This window comes from bacterium (genome assembly GCA_039961635.1).
Classification (GTDB): Bacteria; 4484-113; 4484-113; order JAGGVC01; family JAGGVC01; genus JABRWB01.
Genome location: JABRWB010000055.1, coordinates 1 through 25,249, shown reverse-complemented (window position 1 = coordinate 25,249; position 25,249 = coordinate 1). Strand labels below are relative to the sequence as shown.

Sequence of the window (25,249 nt, the reverse complement as noted above, 5' to 3'; positions counted from 1 at the left end):
TCCAGAGGGTTGAAGTGGCACTAACGAGCGAGGACATACTTGCTCTGGCGAGAAGGCTGGTAAGGCTTGATCCGCGGCGCGGTCACAAGTTCCTGCCGCGCCTACTGCGTCAGCTTAGCGAGCTTTTCGACACCGACAGGGTAAGCGTGATGCTCCTCGACCTGCGCAAGCAGAGGTTCTCTCGCGCGCTTTACACGGGATTTTCCATTCCGACCGACGCCTATAACGAAAGCAACCTCGTCAGTCTGCACGCGGTTACGCGAGCCGTCCCGCTTGTGACCGAGAATATCAGGCTGGACTATCCGGAGCTTGTGGGGCCGTTCGCCGACACATACAAAACCGACGCATGCGCGTGCTTTCCGATGGTGCTGGGAGACGACGTTATCGGTGTGATTTCCGTTTCCAATCTGCGGGGCGTTGCCGAAATCAAGGCCGGCCTGCCGGATATAGAGCTGTTAATAGGCGTTATAACGCAGATTGTAAGCGTGCTTGAGCTTCCGGAGGAAGAGACGCCCAGATCTGGCGCGCGCCAGATACGCGAAGTACGGGAATTCGCGCGAAAGCTTGAAGGAGTATCCGGTGCGGACGAGATTGTTCAGTTATATTCCGACACGATATTCGAGCATTACGACGGGCTGGGCTTGTTCGTTCTGGTGGACGCATTCGACAAGGAGCAATTAAGCTGGATGGCGCTTTCCCATCCGATGGGACGCAAGGAATGCAGGCGGATTTTCGACAAGATTTCCGCCATCTGGTCGGACAAAAAACCAGGCGCAAAGCCGCCGGATTTCGCTTCCCTTAGAATCGTGAGTTGCGCCGGTTTGACCGACGGCGACACGCCCGTCCGCACTTCCGCCATCAAAGTGTTTCCGCTTGTGATTGAAAAGCGGCTGTTCGGAATCGTGGGCGCCGCTATCGAGCATGAGGCGGATTTTTCCGAGGAGCATCTCGACCTTTTCAACCTTCTAACGTTCCAGTTCGCGGTCAGCCTGCGCAACAACTTGCTGGACAGACGGCATCTGGAAGCCGAGGAGAACGACAGGCTGACGGGACTGTACAACCCGCGGCAGTTCGAGCAATTTTTCGCCAAGGAGTTCGAGCGAAGCCGCAGGTACAGCGTTCCGCTTGTGCTTTTGATGGTGGACATTGATCACTACCGCGAAATAAGCGACACTTACGGCTACGACCGCGCGAGCTTCGTAATCAAAGAAATAAGCGGAATAATCAAGGCGAACAGCCGCACGAGCGACGTAATAAGCCGCATAGCTGAAGACAAATTCGCGTTGCTTTTGCCCGAAACCAACCTAAAGCAGGCGGAGCTGCAGGCGGACAGGATAAGAAGCTTCATCGCGAACCACAGCTTCTTTTCGTGCGAGTCGAAGCTCTTCATCAAGGCGACGGCGTCGCTTGGGATAGCGAGCTTCATAGACCACAAACCGGACTCGCCGCAGCAGCTGGTGGAATTCGCGGACACCGCGCTGTACTTCGCAAAGAAGAACGGCAGGAACCGCGTCGTGAGCTACTCGTTCGTGCTTAACCTGTTCCTCAAGGAAAGCGGGGGAATGGTGTAGGGGGAATGACATACCGGAGGATTCATAATGCCAAGATTCGACATTCCAACTTGGCAAATGATTTTGAATGCAGTTCATGAGCTGGGAGGGTGCTCGACACCCGCCCGAATCATTGAAGAAGTTTTGAAACATTATCCTGAAGCGAATGTCGGAACTATTCGCTCGCAGATTAGATACTGCACTGTTAACGCCAATTCACGCGTTGACAGCCCCCAAAATCAGTCAGCCAGGGACCATCGAAAACCCATTGACGTGTTATATCAAAATAAAAACGGAGAGTACGAATTGTATACCCCCACACGACACGGTTTATGGGGAATTAATCGGGATTCCGATGGGGTATTTTCAGTTTACCTAGTAAGGAAGCCCGAAGAATGTACTGGCGAAATGGATTCACTCAACGATTTTGGACAAGGGGTTGCGCTTGAGGGAAATGAACAGCAATCGACTGACTTTAATGAAATGCTTGGCGAATTTCAAAGAGAATCGCAACTGCGCGATTTTCTGGCAGCATCTATTCGGAACACCAATTTCAAGGGAAGAAGGCTGGAGCTTTATCAAGATTCCATGGGACGTAATGGTCTTGAATATCAAACGCCCGCCGGTCGCATAGATATATTGGCAGTTGATTCAGGAGGCAATTATGTTGTATTTGAACTCAAATTAAGCCGCGGTCGCGATTGTGCGCTTGGTCAACTGCAAAGATACATGGGATGGATTCGGCGGAACCTTGCTGGTGATAAGGCCGTTTCGGGTATAATCGTTGCCGATTTGATTGACCAAAACCTGCGCTACGCAGCATCGGAAGCGCAAAATATTGAGCTTTACGAGTATAAAGTTTCGTTTACATTTGATGAAGTGGGGCTTGATTAAATCATCTACCCCGCCGGGCCGGCGCCCGCGGCGGATTTCCTTCCGCTCGTGAGGAACCTTTTTACGCCGTGGACAATCGCCTTGCGCTGCATAGTCGAAATGGATTCGACAAGCGGCAGCTCCTTCGGGCAGACTTCGACGCAGTTCTGGGCGTTGCCGCAGCCGACCAATCCATCGGGCCCCATAAGCGATTCTATGCGCTCGGTGGCGTTCATCTGCGCGGTCGGGTGCGATGTGAACAAAAGCGCCTGCTGGATCGCCGCCGCGCCGACGAACTGGTTGGTCAAAGTGAACTGCGGACACGCTTCAAGGCAGCAACCGCAAGTCATACAGCGCGACAGGTCGTACGCCAGCGCGCGCTTTTCCTCCGCCATCTGCGGCCCCGGCCCGAGGTCGTAAGTCCCGTCAATCGGCACCCATGCTTTGACGCGGATGAGCGAGTTGAACATCCGCTGGCGGTCTACCCAAAGGTCGCGGATGGTCGGGAATTTCGTCATCGGGCGCAGCTCAAGCGGCAGCTCCAGCTTGTCGATTAGCGCGCTGCACGCCTGGCGCACGCGTCCGTTGATAATCATCGTGCAAGCGCCGCACACTTCTTCCAAACAGTTGCAGTCCCACACGACGGGAGCTACTCGCTTGCCGTCCTTCGTCACCGGGTTGCGCTGCACCGCCTGGAGCACGCTTATCACGTTCATGTTCGGGCGGTAGGGGATGGAAAATTCCTGCCAGTACTGCGGCTTTCCCGGCCCGTCGCATCTTAGAACTTTCAAGTCGATTCTATCCGGCATATCGTCACCCCGCATCCGCGGTTATCCTCCCACCTTCGTGCCCTTCACGCCCTCGCTCGCCTTCACGTAGCTGCGCAGCCGGGGCTTGATCAGCGAAACGTCCACGTCCTGCCAGGACAGCTTCGGCCCGTCCGGCGTAAATTCCGCGATCGTCGTCTTCAAGAAATCCGAGTCGTTGCGCTCCGGAAAGTCCGGCTTGTAATGAGCGCCGCGGCTTTCGTCGCGCGCGATCGCGCCGGCCAAAATCGGCCGCGCGAGTATGAGCATGTCCATGAATTGCCTTGTGAACGCCAGCGTCTGGTTGGCGAACATCCCGCGGTCCGTCACCCCGACATTCGCGTAGCGCTCCATCAACTCCAGCACCTTGTCGTCCGATTCCTTCAGCTTGCCGTTGTAACGCACGATGGTGCAGTTGCGGTTCATCGTTTCGCCGAGTTCGTCCGATAGCAGGTGCACGTTTTCCTTGCCTTCCCGCTTCGCAAGCGCGTCGTAAACCGCCTGCTCCTTTTTCGCAGCCTCGTCCAGCACTGATTGCGGCACGTCCTCTCGGCTGGCGTTTTTCGCGTAGTTCGCCATGCTCGGGGCGCTCTGCATTCCGGCGAACGTGCAGGACAGCAGGGCGTTCGCGCCCAGCCTATTCGCGCCGTGGTACTGGTACTCGCATTCGCCCGCTGCCCAGAGTCCGGGAATGTTCGTCTGATGGTTTCTGGGACTGCCCTCAACCATAAATCCATCGGCATCCCTTTCGTAATCGCACCACAGCCCGCCCATCGAATAATGCACAGCGGGAAACACCTTCATCGGTTTGCGTCGCGGATCTTCCCCCGCGAATTTTTCGTAAATCTCCATTATTCCCCCAAGCTTGCGGTCGAGGAAATCCGCGGGAAGATGGGAGAGATCGAGATATACCTGCAGCTTACCGTCCACACCCAGTCCTTGGTTGACGCACACGTCGTAAATGACACGAGTCGCGATATCGCGAGGCACGAGATTTCCGTATGCGGGGAACATTTCCTCCAGGAAGTACCAGGGCTTGCCGTCTTTGTAAACCCATACGCGGCCGCCTTCGCCGCGTGCGCTTTCGCTCATCAGCCTGCACTTGTCTTCGCCGGGAATGGCTGTCGGATGCACCTGGATGAACTCGGGATTCGCGTACCACGCGCCCTGCTGGTAGCAGCGGGACGCGGCCGCGCCGGTGTTTATGACGCTGTTCGTCGTCTTGCCGAATATCAATCCCGGCCCGCCGACGGCCATGCAGATGGCGTCGTACTTGAACGCGTGCACTTTCATCTCCCGCAGGTCGAGCGCCGTCATTCCGACGCAGTTGCCTTTTGAATCCTTGATGATTCCGGTGAATTCGTAGCCTTCGAACTTCTTGACCCGCCCTTCCGCCTCCCAGCGGCGCACCTGCTCGTCCAGCGCGTAAATAAGCTGCTGGCCGGTCGTCGCGCCCGCGAACGCGGTGCGGTGGTGCAGCGTGCCGCCGAAGCGCCGGAAGTCCAGGTTGCCCTCCGGCGTGCGGTTGAACATAACGCCCATCCTGTCGAACAGGTCGATTATCTTCGGCGCTGCGTAACACATGCTTTTGACCGGAGGCTGGTTGGCCAGGAAGTCGCCGCCGTACACCGTGTCGTCGAAGTGCACGTCGCAGGAGTCGCCCTCGCCCTTCAGGTTTTTCGCCGCGTTGATTCCGCCCTGCGCGCAAACCGAATGCGAGCGGCGCACCGGCACGATGCTGAACAGGTCCACGTCGTAACCGCTTTCGGCGAGCTTCATCGCGCAACCGAGGCCCGCAAGCCCGCCGCCAACGACCGCAAATTTGAATTTAGCCATTACTTGCTCCAATCGAAATCGGGATAGTCCACTCCATCTGTACTATCCCACGAACCATTCGTAATTCCACCAGCCCTTCATCGCGAACAGCGCCGCGAGCCCCCAGAAGAACATCGCCCAGCCCACCACCGTACAAAAGGCGAGGCTCCACTTTTGGCTGTCCGGGCCGGGAGTGATCCCCCACTTGATCAGGAAATTCCAGACGCCGTTCGAGAAATGAAAAACGGTCGAGGCGAGTCCGATGATCATGAACACGAACGCGAATCCGCCCCATGTCGGGTTGTTGAGCAGGTTGTTCATGAACTCGTAGCTCATGTGCTGTCCGGTGATAATGCTCATCAGCCGCGTCGTATAAACGTGCCAGCCGATGTAGATGAGCATGATTATTCCCGTCCAGCGCTGGAAATGGAACAGCCAGTTGCGGTAGTAATTGTACTGCGCCGCGTTCGGCTGATGCTCGTACGTAAGGAACAGGCCGTAAATCCCGTGGAACAGTATCGGGACGACGATCACCGCGAACTCGATGACGAGCAGGAACGGCAGGCCGGTGAGCAGGTTAACGATTTTGTCGAACGACTCCGGGCCGCGCGTCGCCATCCCGTTTGAAAACAGGTGTTCGAGCAGGTACACCCCGATGGGGATTATGCCGCTCAGGCTGTGCAGCTTCCTGAGCAAAAACGCGTACTTACCGCTTGTTTGTGACATCCTTGCGACCTCGCACGGCAGATGCTGACTATCGCGGGTGCGCCCTAAACGCGGGCGTACTCTTTTTGACCTTCCAGATACGCGTCGCCCCCATGCGCGTCGTTGATGACCACGACGGGGAAGCGCTCCACCTCCAGCCTGCGCACCGCCTCGGCGCCGAGATCCTCGAACGCGATGACCTCGGCCTTTTTAATGCATTTTGCAAGAAGCGCCGCGCCTCCGCCCAGCGCGCCGAAATAAACCGCGCCGTGCTTGACGCAGGCTTCCTTCACTTCCGCCGTCCGGTTGCCCTTGCCGATCATCCCGCGCATTCCGAGCGCGATCAGCCGCGGCGCATACGGATCCATCCGGTAGCTCGTCGTGGGGCCCGCGCTACCGATGACGCTTCCGGGCCTGGCCGGCGACGGGCCGACGTAGTAAACGACGCTGCCTTCAAGAGGGAAGGGCGGCTCCTCGCCGCGGTCGAGCATTTCGCAGATGCGCTTGTGAGCGGCGTCACGGGCGGTGTAGACGACGCCGGTGATTTCGACGGGCTCGCCGCTTTTGAGCGATGCGGCGACCTCGGGTGAAAGCGGGGTTTTGACTTCACGCGCAGCCATCGTTGCTATTCTAGGAGCATCCGGCGCCGATTTCAAGGAATGGGGGGCGGATTGTGAGATATTCCACAAGTGGCGGTTCGTGCGGGTTGGAGCAAGCGGCGCGCGAGGTGCGCAAGGCCGTTCAGCTACGCCTGCTTGGCCTTTTTCTCCGGTTCGGGTTCGGACTCGGAATTAGCATCTTCTCCGGCTTCCTGCTCGCCAGATACCCTACCGTTCAAAGCGCCCGCAAGTATCGCAAGAGTTTCGTTGTTGTAAAGCACCGTGTCTCGCAATACGTAGTGCTTCACGATTGCGCGGCCCTTGTCGTCCGGATTTGTGATTATCATCACCAGATTCTGCGGATCCGTGGCAATTACGTCAACCTTGTCCATCGCTCCCAAACTCCTTTTCTCATTCTCGCTAATCTACGTAAATCCTCAGGTACCCGGTTGTTCCTCCAAGCGATACCAGCACGTACTGGTTGGATTCGCTTTTGCCGGTGTAAATCGTGCCTCCGGTGAACCGGATAAACGGCTGGTCGGTGTCGAGCTGCTCGATTTCGAGCGCAGGGATCGCGGCATCGGTGACCGTCTGATGAACTACAACCCGCCCGTTGTTAGCCGAAATCGCCCCGTTAAGCCCAAGGTGGATTTTGTTCGTCCCGCCGTCAACAAAAAACGCCGCGTCGAGTCCGTCGGTTTCGATCCGGAAATCCTTATCCTCGCCGCCTTCGTTGAATATCGCATCGCCTCGGACGTCGAGCATCGCGTTGGGAGCGTTCGTGCCGATTCCGATTCTGTCGGCGCTCGCGTCGGCGCAAAGCAGGTTCGCCAGCGTCTGGCCGCTTACCGAGAAATCCACGTTCCCCTGGCCCGAGTTGAATTTAATGGCGCCTGTCGTCGTCAGGTTGAAGCCCAAAACCGAATTTGGGCTGTCGTAGGACATTTTGGCCCTCGCCGGAACTGTGGCATTGCCCAAATACAAACTGGCTATTCCAGAGTCGCCGCTTACAACGAAAACATCGGCATCGCTTCCCGCCGGATATGAATTGACGAAAGCCGCAACTCCCGCGCTTCCGTATCCAGCCCATCCGCCGGACTTGGAGATTTCAAGCGGAACAAGCGGGTTTACCGCGTTTGCGCCAATCCCCATCCTGAAATTCTCGTCAATAACAACCCTGACGTTGTTTCCCGAATCCGCAACTTCGAAAATCTGCGACGCCTGGCTTGCGTGAGCCTTCAGGCTCAGCTTGTCGCCCGTGCTTTGCGCAACGAGCGAAACGCTGCCCGAAAAGGTCGCGTTGCCGAGCACGTCCGCGCCCTTCAGATACGCGTTGTACCACCGCTTTCCGCCCAATCCGCCGGTGCCGAGCGTTTCCGTCTCCGCATTCGGCGCGAGGTTCGTGCTAAACCTTCCCCCGACGCTGATGAGGTCGGTGTAGGTGGAACTCTGGCCGAGCGTGATCGTCCGAGCCGCGTTGTTATCACCCGCAAACGAGATATTCGTCGCAGCGACAAGATTTGCGCCGTTTAGGGTTATGGTGTTGTTTATGTAAAGCGCTCCATCGATCTTCACGTGGTCATCGTAAGTTCCGCCCTTTTGACCAAGGGTAATCAAGCGCAAAACAGACCCCGTACCCTTTATGGTTACATCTCCTGCGCTTGCAAGCACATCAAGTGATCTTAGAAAGGCCGACTTCCATCTAAGATCAGACTCCCCAAGAACTCCCAGATTGTATGCATTATCCTGAGAAGGCAATAAATTCGCCTGAACACTGATTTCGCCGCTGCTGCCCGCAAGGACATCGCAATTTACGGAATCAATAACGGCTGATGTTCCGTAGATTCCTAGCGCGTATAGGTTTGACCATTTTTTGCTTGATGTACCAAGCGAAAGGCCTGTGGTCTGGGAGTTAGATTGCTTTCAACAAAACCCGAGCCCAAATCCAGACTATTCAAGTCAAGGTTGTTCAAAAAGGCATCCCAGCGATGATCTGTGTTTCCAAGCGTGTAATCGTCATTGGGGATTAAATTTCCCTCAATGTAGCCATCCAAATTTATTGTTCGGACGAACAATCCACTCCATCTTCCAGTGGCGCTTGCCTCGCCGAGTCTTGAAACGCCATTTGTAGTCTTATTAGGGAGCAAATCCCTATCTTGCGCCGTATCCGACGGCTTATATGTGCCATTTGACGAACTCCAACTTACCACGCCCATTTACTTACCTCCATGATCCAGCGACAAAATGATTAATTAAATGTCAAAGCCTGTATTCTCGTTCCAAAAACCAGAGAGCGCGATTCAGTGTCGTGGTAGGCAATAACGGCAATACCGACATTGCTTAAACCTAATGAAATGTCCTCGTAGTTTGCGGCAGTGAATAATCCCAAATCGTCGCGGCAAACAAGGTTATCCTTAAATGCAACAAAGGTGGTAGATTTCTTTCCGAAGTAACCGCCCTTTATCAGCGCGATGTAACCCACTTCGCCTTGTCCCTGCACAAGCCAATTCGGAGCGGAGGTGGATGTTGGAAAATCTTGGAACACAGCATAGGACTGCTTCCAAAGACCCTCTATATATGCAAATTCCTGAATTAAGGACGAGCCATTTTCAATCACCAAAATAGAATCTACGGAGCCTCCGCGCCGGAAAATTGCACTGCGGTAATACCACAAGGGATCCTTTACGGCAAAATTGATGCTCCAATTGCTATTTGGCTCCTTTGCAATTATGCATATGTTTCTATCGGCCAAAAGAATCTTGGGTTGGCTGGCTTCAAACGCAATATCGCGCGGGCGGGCTTCAATTGCGCTACGATTAAAACCGGTGTTTTCGGAGGTCCAGCCTTCATCGCCATTAGACATGTACATGATATCCCCGTTATCGACATCTCCGCCAATATAAACACCAACGGTTTCGGTCGACGGATGCAAGCGCAATAAAGGACTGAAGTTTGAATCGGCAGGGAACATTTTAAATAATTCCGACCATCCAGTATAAGACGATAACTGCAAGCCAATCAACAAACCATCTAAAGTGATCAGAGCGAATTCCGCCGTGCCGTCATCTTTTATTACAAGGTTGGAAACTGTATGAGCTTGGTACGAGAAGGGGCAAGTATTCACAACCCATTCGTTGTCGGCGTTCAAAAGCGCAATTCTTGGAATCTGTTCCGCCAAATAGAGAATGGCCGGTCTCTGTTTTATAGGCTGGAAGGCTATACTTGGTGAGAGCCCCGCGTCATACCCCGCCTCCGGCCCGCCGTCCACCCGCTCGAACGTCCAGTACAGGTGCGCGGGATTGCTGAATATCAGCCCCGTCTCCGCGGTCGCGGTCTTGCCGCCGTTGTCGGTCACGCGCAGCTTCGCGTGGTACTCCCCCGCCGGGTATTCGTGCGTGACGGGTTCGGGTGCGGCGGACGATGTGTCGAACTTGCCGTCGCCCTCGAAGTCCCACTGGTATTTCACAATCGTCCCGTCCGCGTCGTAACTGCCGTTCGATACGAGCGTCACCGTCAGGGGCGAGTCCCCCGTCTCCGGCGCCGCCTGCGCGACCGCGACGGGCGCGATGTTCGAGCTTCCCTGCCCCGGCGTGAATTTGCCCCCGCCGCCGCAAGACGCGAGCAGGAGCGCGACGAACGCCAGCAGGATGAAGAATGACACGGCGCGGCCCGAGGCGGCTAGATTGCAGTCCGGGGTGAAACTATGCAGGATGCGGGTGCGACCCGGCATGAGTACGAGGTTCCCCGCGGCATCTTTGATGCGGATGTCGGATGAAAATGCAAAAAGTCCAAACTTTAAAGAGGTACCCATATCCGCTATGACGATATTCGGGTCCCGGCGTTCAACTGACATAAAAATACACCCTTTTTGCGGGCCGGCCAATGCCCACGCAACATCGATTATACCGCCGGGATCCGAGCCTGTCAACAGCTTGGCGGTTATATTTGAAAAAAAAACCGGCCCCGGTTGCCCGGGGCCGTAATGAAATTCAAAATTTGCGGCGTTTGCGGCCGCGCGATTGCAGGCGCGGTTCTACTGGCCGCCCTTTCCTTCCGTCGCCGGAGGCGCTTCCGCGGGAGGGGGAGGAGGCGCCGAGCCGTCGGCCGGAGGAGTCTGGCCACCCATTTGCTCGGACATGCCCTTCATCGCTTCTTCGATCATCTTGTTGACTTCTTCCTGAACCTTGTCGAAGTATGCGTCCACCTTGTCGGTGCGCATCGCCATGATCATCCCAGCGCCGTTTTCGTAACCGGCGACGATTACGATGTTGTTCGCGGGGTCTGACCAAAAGACGGTGTTAGGCGGGAACTGGGGCTCTTTCTCCTCGGCTGGCGGCGCTTCCGCCGGCGGCGCTTTGTCGGCCGGAGGAGCCTCTACGGGAGTCTCGCCTTCAGCACCAGGGGCCGGGGGCGCCGCTTCGGGTTCCTCGCCGGAATAGAACTTGGTTTTGGTCAGAATGTCGGGCGGTTCGAGGGAGCCCTCGCCATAGGTTCCCTTCAGTTCCTCAACTTTGGCCTTGAATTCAGCCTCGGGAATTTGATGGTGCTCGCCGTACAGAACGAGGCCGCCTTCAAGGAAGCCGAAGCTTGATTCCGGGCCGGTCTTGCCTTCTTTGGGGCTGGCGCTGAACTGTAAAGGCTCGCCCTCGGGCGGAATGGCTTCTCCGATTGCCAAATCGCCATCTTCCGGAAACACGGCCTTTACTTCATCCGGAGACATGCCTAGCTTGACGTTGCCTATGGACGCAAGCTTGGATGTCGTGAAATCCGGCGCGGCGGGCTTGCCCGCGGGCGATCCGGCCTGGTAGCCGCCTTCCCCTTCGGTCTGCGGCGCCGGGCATCCGGTCAGCGCAGCGAGCAAAAAGGCAAGCGTCAACAACATAAATGGGAATCTCACTGTCATCCTCCAAGGGAGCTAAGTAAACCTGAATTGTCGCGCCGTCCGCCAGAAAGGTCAATAGCGGTTCGAAAAGACGCTCAAAGGCGAAATTTCAGGCAGGCTGGGGCTTGGGGGGCTTCCTTGCGCCGCCGATGGCAAGCGCAGCTATCACCGCGCCCACGATGAGCAGCGCCCACCAGTACTTGACGATGACGGTAATCACGGTGACGAGCACGACCGCAAGGACCACGCTGACGAGAAAAACGATGAACCGGACTGCGCCGCCGAGGATTGGTACTATGCCGACCAACAATAGAATCGGGCCGAGCATCAGGTTGAAAGCGACGGCGAAAAGAACGACGGAGATGAATTTCAATCCGAAGAATGCCGCCTTTTCCTCGCCGCGCATCTTTTCGATCAGCTTTTCGGGTGTTTCGGTCGTGATACGGAACGGATCGCCGCCGGAAATAACGCCCGCGTTGACCTCGCCAAGAACCGTAAGCGGGCCGGTGACCGGGATGTACGACACGCGGATTCGCTCGTCATTCCCCGCCTTGTTCTTGCCCAAATCCTTCACGATGTCCTGCGATGCGATGTCCAGCCTCGCCGAGTCGGGCTTGACCGTCAGCGCGCCGAGCTTGAGATCGGCATAGTCCTCACGCTCCTCGCGCACTTTCCAGTCGGTCACTTCTTTCGTAACTTCCTTGGTGACTTCCTTTTCCTGGCCGCCTTCGACTACGGTTTCCGTGACCTCTTCCGTCACGGTTTCGGTGACGTATTCCTCTTTGGCGTATGTGTAGTGGATGACCTTCTTGTCGGTAAGCGGAGCGACGACGGTTTCGGCGGCCTCTGGGATTCCCGTCACGATTTGCATTCCGGAAAGAGAGCCGGCATCCTCGGCCTTGACAGGCGACAGCTTCGCCACTTCGCCGCTGTGCCTTTTCACATCGCAGGTGGAGACGAAGATTGCAAGGATAAAAAGCAGAAATCCAAGTCCCACGCCGCCGATGCTGTCGAAGAACGCCTTCTTGCCGTGCCTGAATCCCATCGCGATGGGATTGGCGCTGCCAAGAACGCGCTCGCCCACGATGCGCTCGGAAATCACACGCTCGATTCGATCTTTCTTGGCCATACTAGCACCCCGTTAGTTTTTAATAGTTAATTCGATGAATCTGGTTATCTGCTCGTCCAGCTCTTCAAGCTCGGCTTCCGTCCTCGCTTCGAGGTAAATTCGCACGACGGGCTCGGTGCCGCTTGCGCGCACCAAAATGGAGCGGTCGCCGGCGAGCATGAACTTGTACCCGTCAATCGAAACAACTTTGACAACCGGAATGCCCCAAAGCTCGCCGCCGCGCTCCGCATAGTGGTCCGCAAGCGACTTCGCCTGCTCCAGCACCGCGGCCTTGCCTTCCTCGGTCAGGTGCAGGTCGGTTCGCTTCGTCACCGACGGGCCGTATGTTTCCTCGATTATTTCGAAGCACCTGGACAGGCTGCCGCCGCCAAGTACCGCAGCGATTTCGCACGCAAGCAAACAGGCAAGTATCCCGTCCTTTTCCGGCACGTGCCCGGCCATGCTGAATCCGCCGCTCTCCTCGCCGCCGCAAAGCGCGCCGCCGCGGATTTCATGTCCGACGTACTTGAATCCGACCTTCGTTTCAATCAACCCGCGTCCGTGCGCCGCGGCGATCCTGTCCAGCAGCGCGGAAGTTGAAACGGTGCGCACCAAATCGCCCGGCATCCCGCGTTCGACGATCAGGTAATGCGCGATTAGGGGAATCAGCTTGTTCGCCGTGGCGAATCCGCCGCGGCCGTCGAATGCGGCGAATCGGTCGCTGTCGCCGTCGGTCGAGAGTCCGAGGCTGAATCCGTTTCCCGCTAGCCGCGATTCCATCGGCTTGAGTATCTCGTACGACGGGTCGGGCATACTTCCGCCGAAAAGCACATCGCGTTCCGCATTCATCGTTTCGACTTCTATACCGCGCCCGCGCAGGTAGCCGTCAAGCCACCCGGAGCCCGTAGCCCATAGCGCGTTGTACAAGACCTTGATACCCGCGTTTTTAATCGCGTTCGCATCGATCAATTCGTCCAGGTGGGCGAAGTAATCAGAACGGACTTCGAAAGTCTTGCCAAAATCCACGCGAGTCGAATATTCGCCGCTCCACCCGCAATCCGTAAGCTCCTTGATTATCGCGGTTATCGCGTCGGTGGTTTCGGGCATCGCGGGTCCCGCGAAATCGGGGATGAACTTCAGTCCGTTGTAATAATAAGGATTGTGCGACGCCGTGAACTGGATCGCCCCCGCCGCGCCCAGATGCTTAACCGCGAATGCGATCGCGGGAGTGGGAATCGGCGCGTCCGCGACCGCGACCGAAAGACCGTTCGCGCCCAGATATCCGGCTGTCGAGTGGGCGAAGTTCCGCGCCAGGAACCTTGTGTCGTATCCGATAAGCAGGACGCGGCGCTCGGCGCCGCCTGCGGTCAAATGCCGCCGGATGGCCTCCGCCACAAGAATTACATTCGAGAATGTGAAATCGGATGCGGTTATGCCCCGCCATCCGTCGGTTCCGAATTTGACTCCCGCGCTCATCACCGCTCCTTCATGCGCGTGAAAATGAGGATTTCAGTATAGCGCCCGCGGGCGCTTGGGGCAGAATCTTTCAACTTCATTTTTCGATAAGCTTGTATTTGCCCGATTCCGCTCCTTTCTCGTCGAGGAACACAAGTTCGTCGGCGGTAAGGAGAATCCTGTAATCGCCGTAGAAACGCCATCCGCTCGGTGAAAGCTCGTCTCCAATTACAATTGCGCCGTCAACGACCGCATATTTTTCCACGGGCGCGATATCCTGGCCGAGGGCGGGTTCTCCATATTCGTAAGTCTTGCCGCTGTCGTTTCCATTTGCGCTTCCGTAAGTCTTAATCCGGCGCCCGGTGAAATTGGAGAGCGGAATCGCCGCTCCATCCGGCAAAATTATTCCGTTAAACGGCGCAATCCCGTCGCCGTCTGCTTCGTGCGAAAGACCGGCCATCCTGCGCTCTACCGGCGCAGGCAGACTTTGCGGTTCCGCGTCTTTTATCGAGCCGTCATCGGGATTCAGCAGCCACGCGCTTTTCCCCCTTCCGAATGAAATCAGCAGCCCATTTTCGCTCCATTCGACATGCGAGGGTAATCCTGGCGCGCCTGACGTGACCTGGGATGCGAGAATCCTTCCGGATTCAAGGTCGCGAATATAAAGATGCGGCGGCGAGTTAAGCACCGCGATGAAGTAGGCCACGCGCTTTCCTTTCGGGTCGGTCGCGCAAGGGGAGGAGTTCGCCCAGCCCGAGTATGGATATTCGACGGTTGAAAGCACTTGGCCGTCGTATTCCTCCGTCCACAGAACTTCGCCCGAATCGTCAAGGCAAAGAATTTCCAATTCGTAATAATCAAGCTGGTAATAAAAAACAAATTTCGCGCCCGTGGATGCAAGCAACTCCAATCGTTCCGGGGAGCGCTTCTTCACCTTCGTGGAAAACACCGTTTTTCCGGACCGCAAATCGTATACCGAAACTATTTCGGTTTCGCTTTCGAATTCATCGCCGGAAATTTCCGGGCCGGCCATCACAATGCGCCAGGGGGCGGCATTCCCGCCTGTCGCAAGCGCGTCCAGCCTGGATTGGCGCGGAAACTCCGAGGCGACGAGAAGCCTTTCAGCGTCGAAAATCTCCGTGCGGAAAGTGTGCAGTCCTTCCGGCCCGGTGTGCTCCAAAATTTCCACCGCAAAAGCATCACCGAGCCGCGCGGAGAGCGACGCCCGCCTGCGCGTATACTTCGGACGAAGGGACGCGTCGAGAATCGCGACGCTGGGCGAGGCGTTGCCATCAATCCAAGTCAGCAGATACCGGCGTTTCCCCGTTTTGGATTCGATTTCCGCGACCCTGTATGGGAACAACCGCTCCTTGATTTCGCGCTCCCAAAGGATTTTGCCGGAAGCCTTGTCAAAACCAGCGATCCGCCCCGGCCTGTAAACCAGCGCGCCTTGCATTTCCGTCAGGCGGTCGGGCGCGCGGCCCTCCGACGCCGACGCTGCGTCGCCGGAATCGCCGGATTGACAGCCGGAAGCGGCCAGCGCGGCCGAAACCAGCAACGCGCAAAGCCGTAGGGAAAGCCGAATGCCGGAAAGACGCAGCGGCATGCAAGGGAATTCTATCATCGCCGTTGCGCCGAAATGTTAACATCGCCGCCCATGCCGTCCAAATTCAATGTTGTCGATGCGCATCAGGATCTCGCGTTCAGTATGCTCAGCCATGGCAGGCGGTTCGATTCGGATTCGGGCGATTTCATGCTCACCGAATCCGCGTGGAGGCGCGGCGGGCTTAAATGGTCGTGGTGCACGTTGTTCGTCCATCCGGACTACGCCGCGGCGGGGTATTTGAATCGCGCGGTTGATGCGGAGCTTGCGATATACAGAAAGATAGTTGCGCGCAATCCGGGCAGGTACAGAATGGTGGAGTCCGCCGACGATTTGCACTCGCTTACACGAAGCGATGGAGCGGTTGGAATCAGCATACTGATGGAAGGGGCGGATCCGGTTTCCGAACCCGCCGCGCTCGACGCGTTTTCCGCGGCGGGCGTCCGGGCGCTGGGGCTTGTCTGGCATGGCGCGAACAAATTCGCCGCGGGAAACTACGCGGAAGGCGGACTGACCGCGGACGGATGTGAGTTGCTGCGCCGCGCCGCCGCGCTCGGAATGGCGGTAGACCTTTCGCACCTTAATCGCGAGAGCTTTTGGGACGTGGTCGAGTTCCGTAAATCGAAAATTCCGGAGCTGAAGCTTTACGCGTCGCACTCCAACGCGGACGCGGTGTGCCCTCACGTCCGGAACCTGGACGACCGGCAGCTTGCGGCGGTGAGGGAAGCCGGCGGGGCAGTGGGCGTGGTGCTTTTCAACGATTATCTCGATCCCCGTTGGGAGCGCACCGAATTCGGGGAATTCGCGCCGGTTCCGCCGGAGACGATTTGGGAAGGCGATCCGACGCCGGAACAAATCGCGGTGAAGCTGCTCGAGCCGCAATACACGGAGCCGAAACTGGCACGGTCGGCTCCCGAAGCCGAACCTCCCAAGCGCGAAGTGGGGCTGGATATCGTATTGGAGCATATCGATCATCTCGCTTACATGCTCGGCGAAAACCGCGTCGGCCTCGGCTCGGATTTCGACGGCGGCCTGAACCGCTGGAACACGCCCGCGCCAATCCGGGATTTCGGGGACATCGGCATATTGGGCGAAACGGTTGCAGCGCGCAAGGGCGACGCGTTCGCGGCGAAATTCATGGGCGAAAACTGGTTCCAATTCTGGATGGAAGCATTGCCGCAATAGCAGTTCGGAATAGTTTCGGCAAGGAGAGTTTTTATCCTGACTTCTGAATATCCAGCTCGCGCGGAACATCCCTGTGAAACACCGTCGGTATAAACGCGCTTGCAAGGATGACCAACAGCACAACGCCGTATTCCGATGAGCTGATCGTTCCCCGGACGAATCCGAAATGCGCCGCGACGATGCCGAAGGTGAGGTTGTAGTTGAAAAGCATCCCCGCGAAGCGCGCAGCCGGCCGCGGGATTTTCGGGGTCAGCGCGGCCACGGATACAAGCAGTTTAGTTCCGGCGACCGCGACCAGAAGCAACAGCGCCTTCATTGTCAGAGCAGGAGAAAGCGCTGTGATTTCCAGCCTGGTTCCCGCCACGAAGAAGAATACCGGCGCGAGCATGCTGAATACGACTCCCGACAGCTTGCCCGTCAGTTCTTCCCTGCGTCTTAAAACGCGGCCCATGATTACGCCCAGCGAAAATCCCACCAGCGCCTCGTTTACGCTTGTCATGTGGGTCAAGAGCGTAAATCCAAGCAGCATCAAAAACAAAAACCGCAGCTCCAGCTCTATCAGGTTGCCCTTGTATCTGTCGAAAAGAATATGGCCGAGCGCCGGAGCAATCAAGAACAACACCAAAATTATTGCAATTTCCAGTGCGAGCTGCGCTCCCTGATTTGCGTAAATCGCCGTCAACAGAAGCACGCTCGAAATGTCCATCACCATCGCGGTGGATAGCAGCAGTTGACCGATTTTGTGGTCGAGCAAACCTCTTTCGCGAAGGTAAGCGTAAATCAGGGCGATGGACGTTGTTGACAGCGCTATCGCCATCAATGCGGCCTTGCCGATGTTCATTCCGAAGAGGAAGTAAACGATCGCTCCCGAAACCAAAAACGGGGCGAAGAATCCCGGGATCCCCGCCTTCAGAGATGGTTTCAGATTCTTGCGCAGCAAATCAAGATCGGTTTCAAAGCCGGCCATGAACATTACCGCCATCAAGCCGACCGACGACAGCGTTTCCAGCCACTGACCGCCGCCAGCGAATTCGTCCCAACCTATTCCGAACAGCGGTAGCGAATTGCGCAGGATCGCGCCGAAAGCGATTTCGAGCACGGCCGTGGAGATTCCCAGCTCGATGCTGAGAATCCCCGCCCCGACGATTAAAGCCGCGATTATGAATCCGCCTTTCAGCGGCAGCCTCCTTTGCGATGGGTTGAGCAACGGATTGTAACCGCTTCGAGAGAGCCGGGCAACTGCGGTATCGGGAAGATAACGCGTTTGTGAAAGACAAGCGCTTTCCGGTCCGTGCGCCTGCCGGTAACCACGCCGGGCGTTAGCGGCTGTATAATCCGCGCGGTTTTCCAGGAGCTTTCGGTATGCATAAGCATCTACTCGACCTTTGCGACGCGGACAACGCGATATTGCTCGTCATAGACCCGCAGGGCAAGATTTTCCGCATGGCGTACAACACCGAGCAGCTGTCCGTTCTCATCTCCAAGATCATGCGCGTCGCCGCGCTGTACAAAATCCCCGTTGTTCTCACAGAGCAGTACCCGAAGGGCCTGGGCGAAACCGCTCCCGAGCTTCGCGAAGTGTTCGACGCGCTCGAAACCGAAAAGCACCACTTCGTCAAGGACTTTTTCGGATGCTGCGGTGAGCCGGGATTCAACGAACTGATTGCAAGGCTTGCGACGGAAATAAAGAAAAAGCGCATCGGCGACGCGGAACGTCCGGTAGACATAGTCGTCGTCGGCATCGAAACCCAGGTTTGCGTGCAGCAGACGGTTCTTGAATTGTTGAAGCAGGGCTACCGCGTCGTCGTTCTCCAGGACTGCACCGGCAGCCGCGTCAAGGAGTACCACAAGATCGCAATCAAGCGGTTTCACCGCGCTGGTGCGGTGATTTCCAATTTCGAAAGCGTTGCGTTCGAATGGACCCGTACCAAAAACAACGCCTGCTTCAAGCAGATGTCGGCAATCGTCCGCGAGGGAATTTAGCCGGGCCGGGAGCCCGCGGGAGGTTTTTATGCCGTTCGAAATCGTCGAAAAATCGAGCCTTCACGAAACAATGACGCGCATCCGCGTCAAGGCGCCTCTCATCGCCGAGTCCGCCAAGCCCGGCCAGTTCATCATTTTCCGGCTGAACGAATTGGGAGAGCGCATTCCGCTGACGATTGCCGATCCCGACCCCGCATCCGGAACGATCACGCTTATATTCCAGAAAGTCGGTGCGAGCACCTACGAGCTCGACCAGCTCGGTGTCGGCGATTTTATCCAGGACGTCGTCGGCCCGCTGGGCCAGCCGACGCACATCGAGAATTTCGGCACCGCGATAGTCGTCGCGGGCGGCCTGGGCACCGCGGAGCTTTATCCAATCGCCCGCGCTCTCAAAGAAGCGGGCAACCACGTCATAACTATCATCGGTGCGCGCAACAGCTCGCTATTGCTTTTGAAAAACGAAATGGCGTCGGTCAGCCACGAAATGATGGTGACGACCGACGACGGCTCCGAAGGCATCAAGGGCGTGGTCACCCTGCCGCTGAAAGAGCTTTTGGACGCGAAACGGGGCGACATCGTATTCGCCTGCGGCCCGGTGATAATGATGCAGGTCGTGAGCGAGCTGACGAAGGGGTACGGTGTGCCCTGCATTGTGAGCCTAAACAGCATTATGGTGGACGGCACGGGGATGTGCGGCGCCTGCCGCGTCTCGGTCGGCGGCCAGACCAAGTTCGTGTGCGTGGACGGCCCGGACTTCCTGGGCCACGACGTGGACTTCGAGCTTCTCAAGCAGCGACAGGGCGCCTTCAGGCGCTACGAGGAGGACTCGATGCGCCGGTACAAGCTCCAGCAGGAGCAGCGCGATCATGAATGCAAACTGGACGAGGCGATGAAGGGGCGGTAGAACCGGAACTCCGTTACCACCACTTGCTTTTTTCCTGGTGCCCTTCGCTCCGTAACTTGGCCAGTTCCTTTTCGTATGCCCGCACAAGCAGCATGTCTCCTTGCTCCTTTGCAATCGCGATCATGTCCCTGGCGTGAGCGAACGCCGAATCATAATCGCCTTTTTCCACAAGCTCGTCAAAGTGGAAATCGTGAAGCTCTTTGGTGCGTTCGAGTCCGGCAGGCCTGGTTTGCCCGTGAATAAACGGTCCATCGGCGCCATCCAAACTTTCCCTGCGAATGCGTTCCATTTCCTCTTCCAAAGTTGGGACGTCCCTGGCTTGCCCGCCTCCGGCATCTCCTTCGTCACCTATTATCACTGTTGTGAGGGGATCCGTCCTGACAAACGAATCCGCTGAAGGAATACGATTTCGTATCGCCAATAAAGGAGCCAGACCAGCTCCCGCCAACGCGCCGGCGGCATGCGCGTAAATTCCAAGATTTTGGTGAATACCCGATCCGATAAACGCCGTGGAAAGAAGCACCTGCAAAACAACCCAGCTGCCGATATACCAATACGCGCTCATGTTTCGATAAATGCAGCCCACTTGTCCTTCCGAGGCAAACCACCAAAAGCTGAAAGGCGTCGCCAAAAATATCGAGGTAATACGCGCACGCGGATAGTAAATCAGGTATGCCGCCATAACCCCCGCGAGAGCTCCGCTTGCGCCGATTCCCGGAGCGTCGCTTTCGTATCCAAGGTAAACCGTAACCACGCTCGCCAGTAACCCGGCGACAATATAAAACATCAAAAAACGAAATCGGCCCAGCAGCCATTCAATGTTATCGCCGAACAACCACAACCCAATCATATTGCCGAAAATATGCTCCAATCCGCCATGCATAAACATGGAAGTGAACATGGTGGTCCATGCCGGTATTTCGGTGCCCGGCACATTTTCCCCGGCAAGAATTCTTTTGGGAATTTCGCCCCAGTCAAGCAGGGATTGCTCGAATCCGCCCGGATAAGTCAGCTGCCAAACGAACGCGAGAATAATTGCGACGATTAGCGTCAGGGTGATCCAAGGAACCTGATAGCTTGGTGCGTTATCGCGAATCGGCATTGCCTTGAGGGGCTCCAGTATGCTGAACTGAATTTAGTATACTTCATTTTTAATTTGCGCCGCGCGCAAATCCCGCATCTAATTCTGAGCGGTTTATTCCCTTTTCGCCGTGCCGGTGTAAGCCACGACGCGGTTGTGCCCGCCGTTGCGCGCGGCCATGCATGCTTCGTCCGCGCGGTGCAGAAGTTCTTCGTGTCCCGAAAGCTCGCCCAGCGCGTTGTTCGCCACTCCTATGCTTGCGGTCACACCGAACTTGCGTCCCTTCACTTCCGCCCGGAACTCGGCGATGTTTTTTCTAAGCCGTTCGGCGACGTGGCGCGCGGTTGCCGGGCCTTCTTCCGGAAGGATACAGACGAAAATATCGCTGTCGTATCTGGCGACGGTGTCCGCGACGCGGAGCTGGCCCAGAAGAAAGGGGGCGAATGTTTTAAGATACGAATCCGCGCCGTCATGCCCGCACTCGTCCACGAGCCGGCCGAAGTCGTCGAGATCCACCATTATCAGCGCGAGGGGACGCTTGTGGCGCTCCGAGCGGTGCCATTCCTGCTTGAGCGCGTGCTCCAGCGCGCGCCGGTTGGGAAGTCCGGTGAGCGGGTCGGTCCACGCCCCGGATGCGTCGCTTCCGCCCGCGGGCTGCATTGCGGCGTCGAGCGCGCGCGACAGCGTCGCGCGGAACAGCGCCATTATTGCCGCTATGAAGAGCGACGCGACGACGACGAATGCGGCGAAGAAAAACGGCGGAATCGAAAGCTCGCGCCTCACGGTGGCGACAACCAAAATCAGCGCGGAAAGAAGTATGAACCCGAGAAAAAACCCTATCAGCCGCCAGGAAAGGGCGACCTCTTTCATCGCCCCCCCTCGCGCAATGTCCAGCGAGCGCCTGATGGAAAGATACTCCCAGAGTCCGAACGCGACCAAAAACGCGGCTATCGCGAACACCATGGTTTCGGTTTTCATGTCACCTCCGGCCCGCCGGATTCCGCCGCGGCCCACGTGCCAAGCGGCCCCTTTCGCGAAAGCGCAAGTTTGCCCAAATACCAGTAAAGCAGCCTGCGCGTGACTATGTCGTTGCGATTTAAAAAATCGTCCTCGGTTGTCTCCGGATCGAGCCAGCCGTAACGCGCGAGTTCGCGAATCGGCGTCCAGAGCCAGTTCAAGTCGGGCAGATCGCGGAAAATCGGGACTACCTGCTGTTCTTCCGGTGCGGGCTCCGGCGCGAATTTGCGCGCGAGGTTGGACGCCATCGCCAGCCAGTGCTCCTTTTGCATGCTGCTGCGCCCGCGGAACGACAGGTCGTCGTATCCCGCCATCAGGCCGAGATCAACGCAGATGGCGATGTCGCGGTACGCCCAGTGACCGCCGGGAACGTCCGGCCACTTGACCGGTGCGGGATTCGCCGGAAGTTCCACTCCGAGAACCAGCAGCGCCTGCACCACGATGTGAGCAACCTGGTAGCGGTCGAGCGATTCTTCGAGGCGGAACGAACCGGACGCGCCTGCATCCAAAAGGCCGAGCGCCTGGCAGGCGTACAGCGGCTCGAAATACGGATCGTCCGAAGGTATGTCTTCGGCGAGATTGAACGCGGCTGCCGCAGGGGCCAAGAATGCAAAAAGCAAAGCGGCAACTGCCGAAACGAGTCCGGCCGTGCTTGATTTCGGCATCCCCGCTGGCTTAAACCCCATACCGGGGCGATTATAACACGGCTTCGGCGCGCGCCTTCGTGCGCCGTCGCGGCTTGCCTCCGGGCTAACAAAGCGCGCCGCTGCGCTTCAGCCAGCCGCAGACTGCGCGCAGCGCCTTGCCGCGATGGCTGACTTCGGACTTCCGCTTCGCGGTCATTTGCGCGAAGGTCATTGCGGCTGGCGGATAAAAGAACACCGGGTCGTAGCCGAAACCGCCCTCGCCCGCGCGTTCCGGCGCGATCAAGCCTTCCGTACGGCATTCCGCCGTGAACAGGACTTCCTCTTTCAACGCGACCGCCGCGGAGCAGATGAACCTGGCCGTCCGCGATTCCTCCGCAACGCCTTCTAGCTTGGCCAGCAAAATCGAAATGCGCTCCGGGTCGGAATCCGCCACGCGCTTGCTTTGCACGCCCGGCCATCCGCCCAGCGCGTCCACGTAAAGTCCGCTGTCCTCGGCAATCACAAGTCCGTCGAATTGTTTTGAAAAATAAATCGCCTTTTCTCGCGCATTTTCCGCGAAAGTCGCGCCGGTTTCCTCCGGCTCTGCGGTTATTCCGACGTCGGGCGGCGCGAGCAGCCGGACGGAAAGCCCGCATCCTTCAAGTATCGTTCCAAACTCGTCGAGCTTGCCGCGGTTGAAAGTTCCGAATAGCAGTTTTGCACGCGGATCGTTCATTCTCGTTCAATGCATAGCCGCGGCCGCGACGCGCTCTTCCGCGAACTGAAGCTCGTAAAGGTGGCGGTAAATCCCATTCAGCGCCAAAAGCTCCTCGTGCGTGCCGCGCTCGACAATCTCGCCGCGGTCGATCACGAGAATCTGGTCAGAGCGGATGATCGTGGAAAGCCTATGCGCGATCACGATCGTCGTCCTGCCGGTTAAAAGTCTGTCTATCGCCCCCTGGATCAGCCGTTCGCTTTCGCTGTCCAGGCTGGACGTCGCTTCGTCGAAAACAAGGACGCGCGGATTTTTCAGGATCGCGCGCGCGATCGCGATTCTCTGTTTTTGGCCGCCGGAGAGCTTCACCCCTCGCTCGCCGATTTCGGTGTAATACAAATCCGGCAGCTCCATTATGAAATCGTGCGCGTTCGCCAATTTAGCCGCGCTTTCGATGTCCGCGTCCGTCGCTCCGGCCTTACCATACGCGATGTTGTCCCTTATCGTCCCTGAAAATAGAAAACTTTCCTGGAGCACCAGGCCGATTTCGCCGCGCAATTCGGCAATCTTGATCTTTCTTATGTCCACGCCGTCCAGAGTTATGCACCCGGATTGCGGATCGTAGAACCGCGGGATGAGCTTGACGACCGTGGTTTTGCCGCCGCCGCTCGGCCCCACCAGAGCGGTAGTCGTCCCCGGCTCTACCTCGAAGCTCACTCCGTTCAGCACGGAGTTTTCAGCTTTGTAACCGAAGGTTACGTTTTTGAATTCGATCCGGCCTCGACCCGCGGGCAGCGGCACGGGATTTTCCGCTTCCGGCACCTCGTCTTTCGTGTCGAACAGCTCGAAGATGCGCTCGACCGACGCCATCCCGCGCTGGAAAATCCCGTAAAACATCACAAGCTGCGTCACCGGCCCGAAAATCTGGCCGACGTACAGAAGGAACGCGGTCAGCTCGCCCAGCGTCATCCTGCTGCCCATGATGAAGTATCCGCCGATGCAGACCACCAGCACCGTCCCCGTGTTCGACGCGAACTCGACGGTGCCTTGAATCATGCCCATTTCGCGGCGCTGGCTCATCTGCAGGTCGCGGTAATGCGAGCTTTCGTTGAAGAACCGGTCGTACTCCCGCTCCTCCGCGGTGAACGCCTTTATCACGCTCACACCCTGGAGCTGCTCGCTGACGTATCCGGTCATCTCCGCCATCTGCTTGCTGCTTTTAAGCGCGGCGGCGCGCAGCCTGATGCCGAACTTGAATATCAGGAAGCTCATCGGCGGCAGGATTGCCAGAACGAAAAGCGTCAGCCGGTAGTCCAGTATGAACATCATCGCCACTACCGCACAGAACGTGACGAACAGCCGGCCCAGCCTCGCGATGCCCGCCTGCGTCATCTCCTGGAGCTGGTTGACGTCGTTTATCACGCGGGAGAGCAGCGTGCCGCTTATGGTTTTTTCAAAAAACTGAAGGTGCAGCCTCTGCAGGTGGCCGAAAAGCCTTGTGCGGATGTCCAGAATCACGTCCTGCGTCAGCACGTAGCTGAACAGAAGCAGGTTGTAGTCGATCACCACGAACACCGCGATGAATGCAAGCGCTCCCGCCGCAAGCAACATCAGCACAGCGGCGTTCCCCGACGGTATCACGTGGTCGATCGTGTATTTCGGAATCTGCGGGATGACGACGGACAGCCCGGTTCCGAGAAAAATCAGCGCGGAAAGCGCCGCGACCTTGCGCAGGTATGGACGGAAAAACGCCAGATACCGGAGAACGAGCCTCACATTGCCAATCTTAACATCACGGGCGATTCCCCGGAAAAAGCAGGCGCGAAGACACGAAAACGCGAAGACGCGAAGGAGAAACGAAATCAAATCCAAGAAGCGCGGCGTTCGGATTGGTACAGCGGCCATTCCCGGCCGCAGTTCGCGCCCGCGAACGGGCGCTGCGCCATTTGCCAATTCCAATCGGGTTCAAGGAGCGCGGCGTTCACGCCGCGTATTCGGAATTGGTGCCCTAAAAGGCGGTGTAATCGTCTACTTCGTGAATATTGTATCAAGGATATATTTTTTAAGTTAACTCCCAAAACTTATTGACAGGGCGATTTTCGGGTATAATCCCCTCAACCGGAAGGTCTCCGCGCAAGAAACAAATCGTGCGGCGGCAACGCCGCCCGGGATGACGGGGGTCGTCTTTCCCGCCAACCCGGACAAACATCCGGAGCGATGACTCGGTCGGAGCCACACTCCCTTATTGAACATTGATTGCATAGGCGAATCCCGCCATGTGACGGGATGGCGCTTCAGCAAAATATTGTTTAGGGAGCAGTAAGATGAGAAGCAGCACCTCG

At 57.3% G+C, this 25,249-nt stretch carries 23 protein-coding genes; 5 read left to right on the top strand and 18 right to left on the bottom strand.

The genetic code is table 11. The annotated features are described in order from the left end of the window. Window positions 1–14 precede the first annotated feature (14 nt). Entirely contained in the window at window positions 15–1,571 is a 1,557-nt protein-coding gene (locus HRF49_08670; GenBank protein MEP0814720.1) for a diguanylate cyclase, read from the top strand. A 27-nt stretch (window positions 1,572–1,598) separates the two neighbouring features. Then, window positions 1,599–2,444, top strand: coding sequence for a DUF91 domain-containing protein (locus HRF49_08665; protein ID MEP0814719.1), 846 nt, complete (start codon window positions 1,599–1,601; stop codon window positions 2,442–2,444). A gap of 5 nt (window positions 2,445–2,449) precedes the next feature. On the opposite strand, the gene sdhB is transcribed toward HRF49_08665, so the two are convergent. The 12 genes from sdhB to HRF49_08605 form a co-directional block, all read right to left on the bottom strand. Continuing rightward, window positions 2,450–3,232, bottom strand: coding sequence for a succinate dehydrogenase iron-sulfur subunit (gene sdhB, locus HRF49_08660; protein ID MEP0814718.1), 783 nt, complete (start codon window positions 3,230–3,232; stop codon window positions 2,450–2,452). A gap of 21 nt (window positions 3,233–3,253) precedes the next feature. Next, a complete protein-coding gene (gene sdhA, locus HRF49_08655) occupies window positions 3,254–5,065 on the bottom strand; it encodes a succinate dehydrogenase flavoprotein subunit (protein MEP0814717.1) in 1,812 nt (603 codons plus the stop codon). Window positions 5,066–5,107: 42 nt separating this feature from the next. Next, the gene (locus tag HRF49_08650; protein ID MEP0814716.1) at window positions 5,108–5,770 is read right to left on the bottom strand and encodes a succinate dehydrogenase; all 663 of its coding nucleotides are present in this window, start codon (window positions 5,768–5,770) and stop codon (window positions 5,108–5,110) included. Between the two features lie 44 nt (window positions 5,771–5,814). Continuing rightward, complete coding sequence (locus tag HRF49_08645) at window positions 5,815–6,369, bottom strand: Fe-S-containing hydro-lyase (protein ID MEP0814715.1); 555 nt, start codon at window positions 6,367–6,369, stop codon at window positions 5,815–5,817. Between the two features lie 125 nt (window positions 6,370–6,494). Then, entirely contained in the window at window positions 6,495–6,740 is a 246-nt protein-coding gene (locus HRF49_08640) for a hypothetical protein (GenBank protein ID MEP0814714.1), read from the bottom strand. A gap of 28 nt (window positions 6,741–6,768) precedes the next feature. Then, complete coding sequence (locus HRF49_08635; GenBank protein ID MEP0814713.1) at window positions 6,769–7,923, bottom strand: hypothetical protein; 1,155 nt, start codon at window positions 7,921–7,923, stop codon at window positions 6,769–6,771. A gap of 272 nt (window positions 7,924–8,195) precedes the next feature. Next, window positions 8,196–8,564: a hypothetical protein gene (locus HRF49_08630; GenBank protein MEP0814712.1), complete on the bottom strand. Its 369-nt coding sequence runs from the start codon at window positions 8,562–8,564 to the stop codon at window positions 8,196–8,198. Window positions 8,565–8,596: 32 nt separating this feature from the next. Then, complete coding sequence (locus HRF49_08625) at window positions 8,597–9,859, bottom strand: PKD domain-containing protein (GenBank protein MEP0814711.1); 1,263 nt, start codon at window positions 9,857–9,859, stop codon at window positions 8,597–8,599. Window positions 9,860–10,381: 522 nt separating this feature from the next. After that, a complete protein-coding gene (locus HRF49_08620) occupies window positions 10,382–11,245 on the bottom strand; it encodes a hypothetical protein (protein MEP0814710.1) in 864 nt (287 codons plus the stop codon). A gap of 94 nt (window positions 11,246–11,339) precedes the next feature. Beyond that, complete coding sequence (locus tag HRF49_08615) at window positions 11,340–12,359, bottom strand: hypothetical protein (GenBank protein MEP0814709.1); 1,020 nt, start codon at window positions 12,357–12,359, stop codon at window positions 11,340–11,342. A gap of 12 nt (window positions 12,360–12,371) precedes the next feature. Continuing rightward, window positions 12,372–13,814 (bottom strand): phosphoglucomutase/phosphomannomutase family protein, encoded by a 1,443-nt coding sequence (locus tag HRF49_08610; protein MEP0814708.1) that lies wholly within the window; start codon window positions 13,812–13,814, stop codon window positions 12,372–12,374. 76 nt (window positions 13,815–13,890) lie between these two features. Further along, window positions 13,891–15,417, bottom strand: a complete 1,527-nt coding sequence (locus tag HRF49_08605) for a hypothetical protein (GenBank protein ID MEP0814707.1) — start codon at window positions 15,415–15,417, stop codon at window positions 13,891–13,893. A gap of 15 nt (window positions 15,418–15,432) precedes the next feature. Here HRF49_08605 and HRF49_08600 point away from each other — a divergent pair, with 15 nt between their 5' ends. Beyond that, window positions 15,433–16,581, top strand: coding sequence for a membrane dipeptidase (locus tag HRF49_08600; protein MEP0814706.1), 1,149 nt, complete (start codon window positions 15,433–15,435; stop codon window positions 16,579–16,581). A 31-nt stretch (window positions 16,582–16,612) separates the two neighbouring features. Here HRF49_08600 and HRF49_08595 read toward each other — a convergent pair whose 3' ends face one another. Continuing rightward, complete coding sequence (locus HRF49_08595; GenBank protein MEP0814705.1) at window positions 16,613–17,788, bottom strand: cation:proton antiporter; 1,176 nt, start codon at window positions 17,786–17,788, stop codon at window positions 16,613–16,615. A 155-nt stretch (window positions 17,789–17,943) separates the two neighbouring features. Between HRF49_08595 and HRF49_08590 the strand changes: the two genes are divergently transcribed. Together HRF49_08590 and HRF49_08585 are read left to right on the top strand one after the other, a co-directional pair. Beyond that, the gene (locus HRF49_08590) at window positions 17,944–18,564 is read left to right on the top strand and encodes an isochorismatase family protein (protein MEP0814704.1); all 621 of its coding nucleotides are present in this window, start codon (window positions 17,944–17,946) and stop codon (window positions 18,562–18,564) included. A gap of 28 nt (window positions 18,565–18,592) precedes the next feature. Continuing rightward, a complete protein-coding gene (locus tag HRF49_08585; GenBank protein ID MEP0814703.1) occupies window positions 18,593–19,468 on the top strand; it encodes a sulfide/dihydroorotate dehydrogenase-like FAD/NAD-binding protein in 876 nt (291 codons plus the stop codon). Between the two features lie 13 nt (window positions 19,469–19,481). Here the strand turns inward: HRF49_08585 and HRF49_08580 are convergent, their stop codons facing one another. The 5 genes from HRF49_08580 to HRF49_08560 all read right to left on the bottom strand — a co-directional run bounded on the left by HRF49_08580 (window position 19,482) and on the right by HRF49_08560 (window position 24,683). Then, window positions 19,482–20,570 carry a rhomboid family intramembrane serine protease gene (locus HRF49_08580; protein ID MEP0814702.1) on the bottom strand — a complete coding sequence of 363 codons (1,089 nt, stop codon included), beginning with the start codon at window positions 20,568–20,570 and terminating at the stop codon, window positions 19,482–19,484. A 93-nt stretch (window positions 20,571–20,663) separates the two neighbouring features. Further along, entirely contained in the window at window positions 20,664–21,527 is an 864-nt protein-coding gene (locus HRF49_08575) for a GGDEF domain-containing protein (GenBank protein ID MEP0814701.1), read from the bottom strand. Further along, window positions 21,524–22,252, bottom strand: coding sequence for an S-layer homology domain-containing protein (locus tag HRF49_08570; GenBank protein ID MEP0814700.1), 729 nt, complete (start codon window positions 22,250–22,252; stop codon window positions 21,524–21,526). The genes HRF49_08575 and HRF49_08570 overlap by 4 nt, the downstream gene beginning before the upstream one ends. 64 nt (window positions 22,253–22,316) lie before the next feature. After that, the gene (gene rdgB, locus HRF49_08565; protein MEP0814699.1) at window positions 22,317–22,928 is read right to left on the bottom strand and encodes an RdgB/HAM1 family non-canonical purine NTP pyrophosphatase; all 612 of its coding nucleotides are present in this window, start codon (window positions 22,926–22,928) and stop codon (window positions 22,317–22,319) included. Window positions 22,929–22,934: 6 nt separating this feature from the next. Beyond that, entirely contained in the window at window positions 22,935–24,683 is a 1,749-nt protein-coding gene (locus HRF49_08560; GenBank protein ID MEP0814698.1) for an ABC transporter ATP-binding protein, read from the bottom strand. Between the last annotated feature and the right edge of the window lie 566 nt (window positions 24,684–25,249).

Coding starts and splice junctions, on each gene's coding strand:
- HRF49_08665 (MEP0814719.1), top strand. CDS start 1,599: ATGCCAAGATTCGACATTCCAACTTGGCAAATGATTTTGAATGCAGTT.
- sdhB (MEP0814718.1), bottom strand. CDS start 3,232: ATGCCGGATAGAATCGACTTGAAAGTTCTAAGATGCGACGGGCCGGGA.
- sdhA (MEP0814717.1), bottom strand. CDS start 5,065: ATGGCTAAATTCAAATTTGCGGTCGTTGGCGGCGGGCTTGCGGGCCTC.
- HRF49_08650 (MEP0814716.1), bottom strand. CDS start 5,770: ATGTCACAAACAAGCGGTAAGTACGCGTTTTTGCTCAGGAAGCTGCAC.
- HRF49_08645 (MEP0814715.1), bottom strand. CDS start 6,369: ATGGCTGCGCGTGAAGTCAAAACCCCGCTTTCACCCGAGGTCGCCGCA.
- HRF49_08640 (MEP0814714.1), bottom strand. CDS start 6,740: ATGGACAAGGTTGACGTAATTGCCACGGATCCGCAGAATCTGGTGATG.
- HRF49_08630 (MEP0814712.1), bottom strand. CDS start 8,564: ATGGGCGTGGTAAGTTGGAGTTCGTCAAATGGCACATATAAGCCGTCG.
- HRF49_08615 (MEP0814709.1), bottom strand. CDS start 12,359: ATGGCCAAGAAAGATCGAATCGAGCGTGTGATTTCCGAGCGCATCGTG.
- HRF49_08610 (MEP0814708.1), bottom strand. CDS start 13,814: ATGAGCGCGGGAGTCAAATTCGGAACCGACGGATGGCGGGGCATAACC.
- HRF49_08605 (MEP0814707.1), bottom strand. CDS start 15,417: ATGATAGAATTCCCTTGCATGCCGCTGCGTCTTTCCGGCATTCGGCTT.
- HRF49_08600 (MEP0814706.1), top strand. CDS start 15,433: ATGTTAACATCGCCGCCCATGCCGTCCAAATTCAATGTTGTCGATGCG.
- HRF49_08590 (MEP0814704.1), top strand. CDS start 17,944: ATGCATAAGCATCTACTCGACCTTTGCGACGCGGACAACGCGATATTG.
- HRF49_08585 (MEP0814703.1), top strand. CDS start 18,593: ATGCCGTTCGAAATCGTCGAAAAATCGAGCCTTCACGAAACAATGACG.
- HRF49_08580 (MEP0814702.1), bottom strand. CDS start 20,570: ATGCCGATTCGCGATAACGCACCAAGCTATCAGGTTCCTTGGATCACC.
- HRF49_08575 (MEP0814701.1), bottom strand. CDS start 21,527: ATGAAAACCGAAACCATGGTGTTCGCGATAGCCGCGTTTTTGGTCGCG.
- HRF49_08570 (MEP0814700.1), bottom strand. CDS start 22,252: ATGGGGTTTAAGCCAGCGGGGATGCCGAAATCAAGCACGGCCGGACTC.
- rdgB (MEP0814699.1), bottom strand. CDS start 22,928: ATGAACGATCCGCGTGCAAAACTGCTATTCGGAACTTTCAACCGCGGC.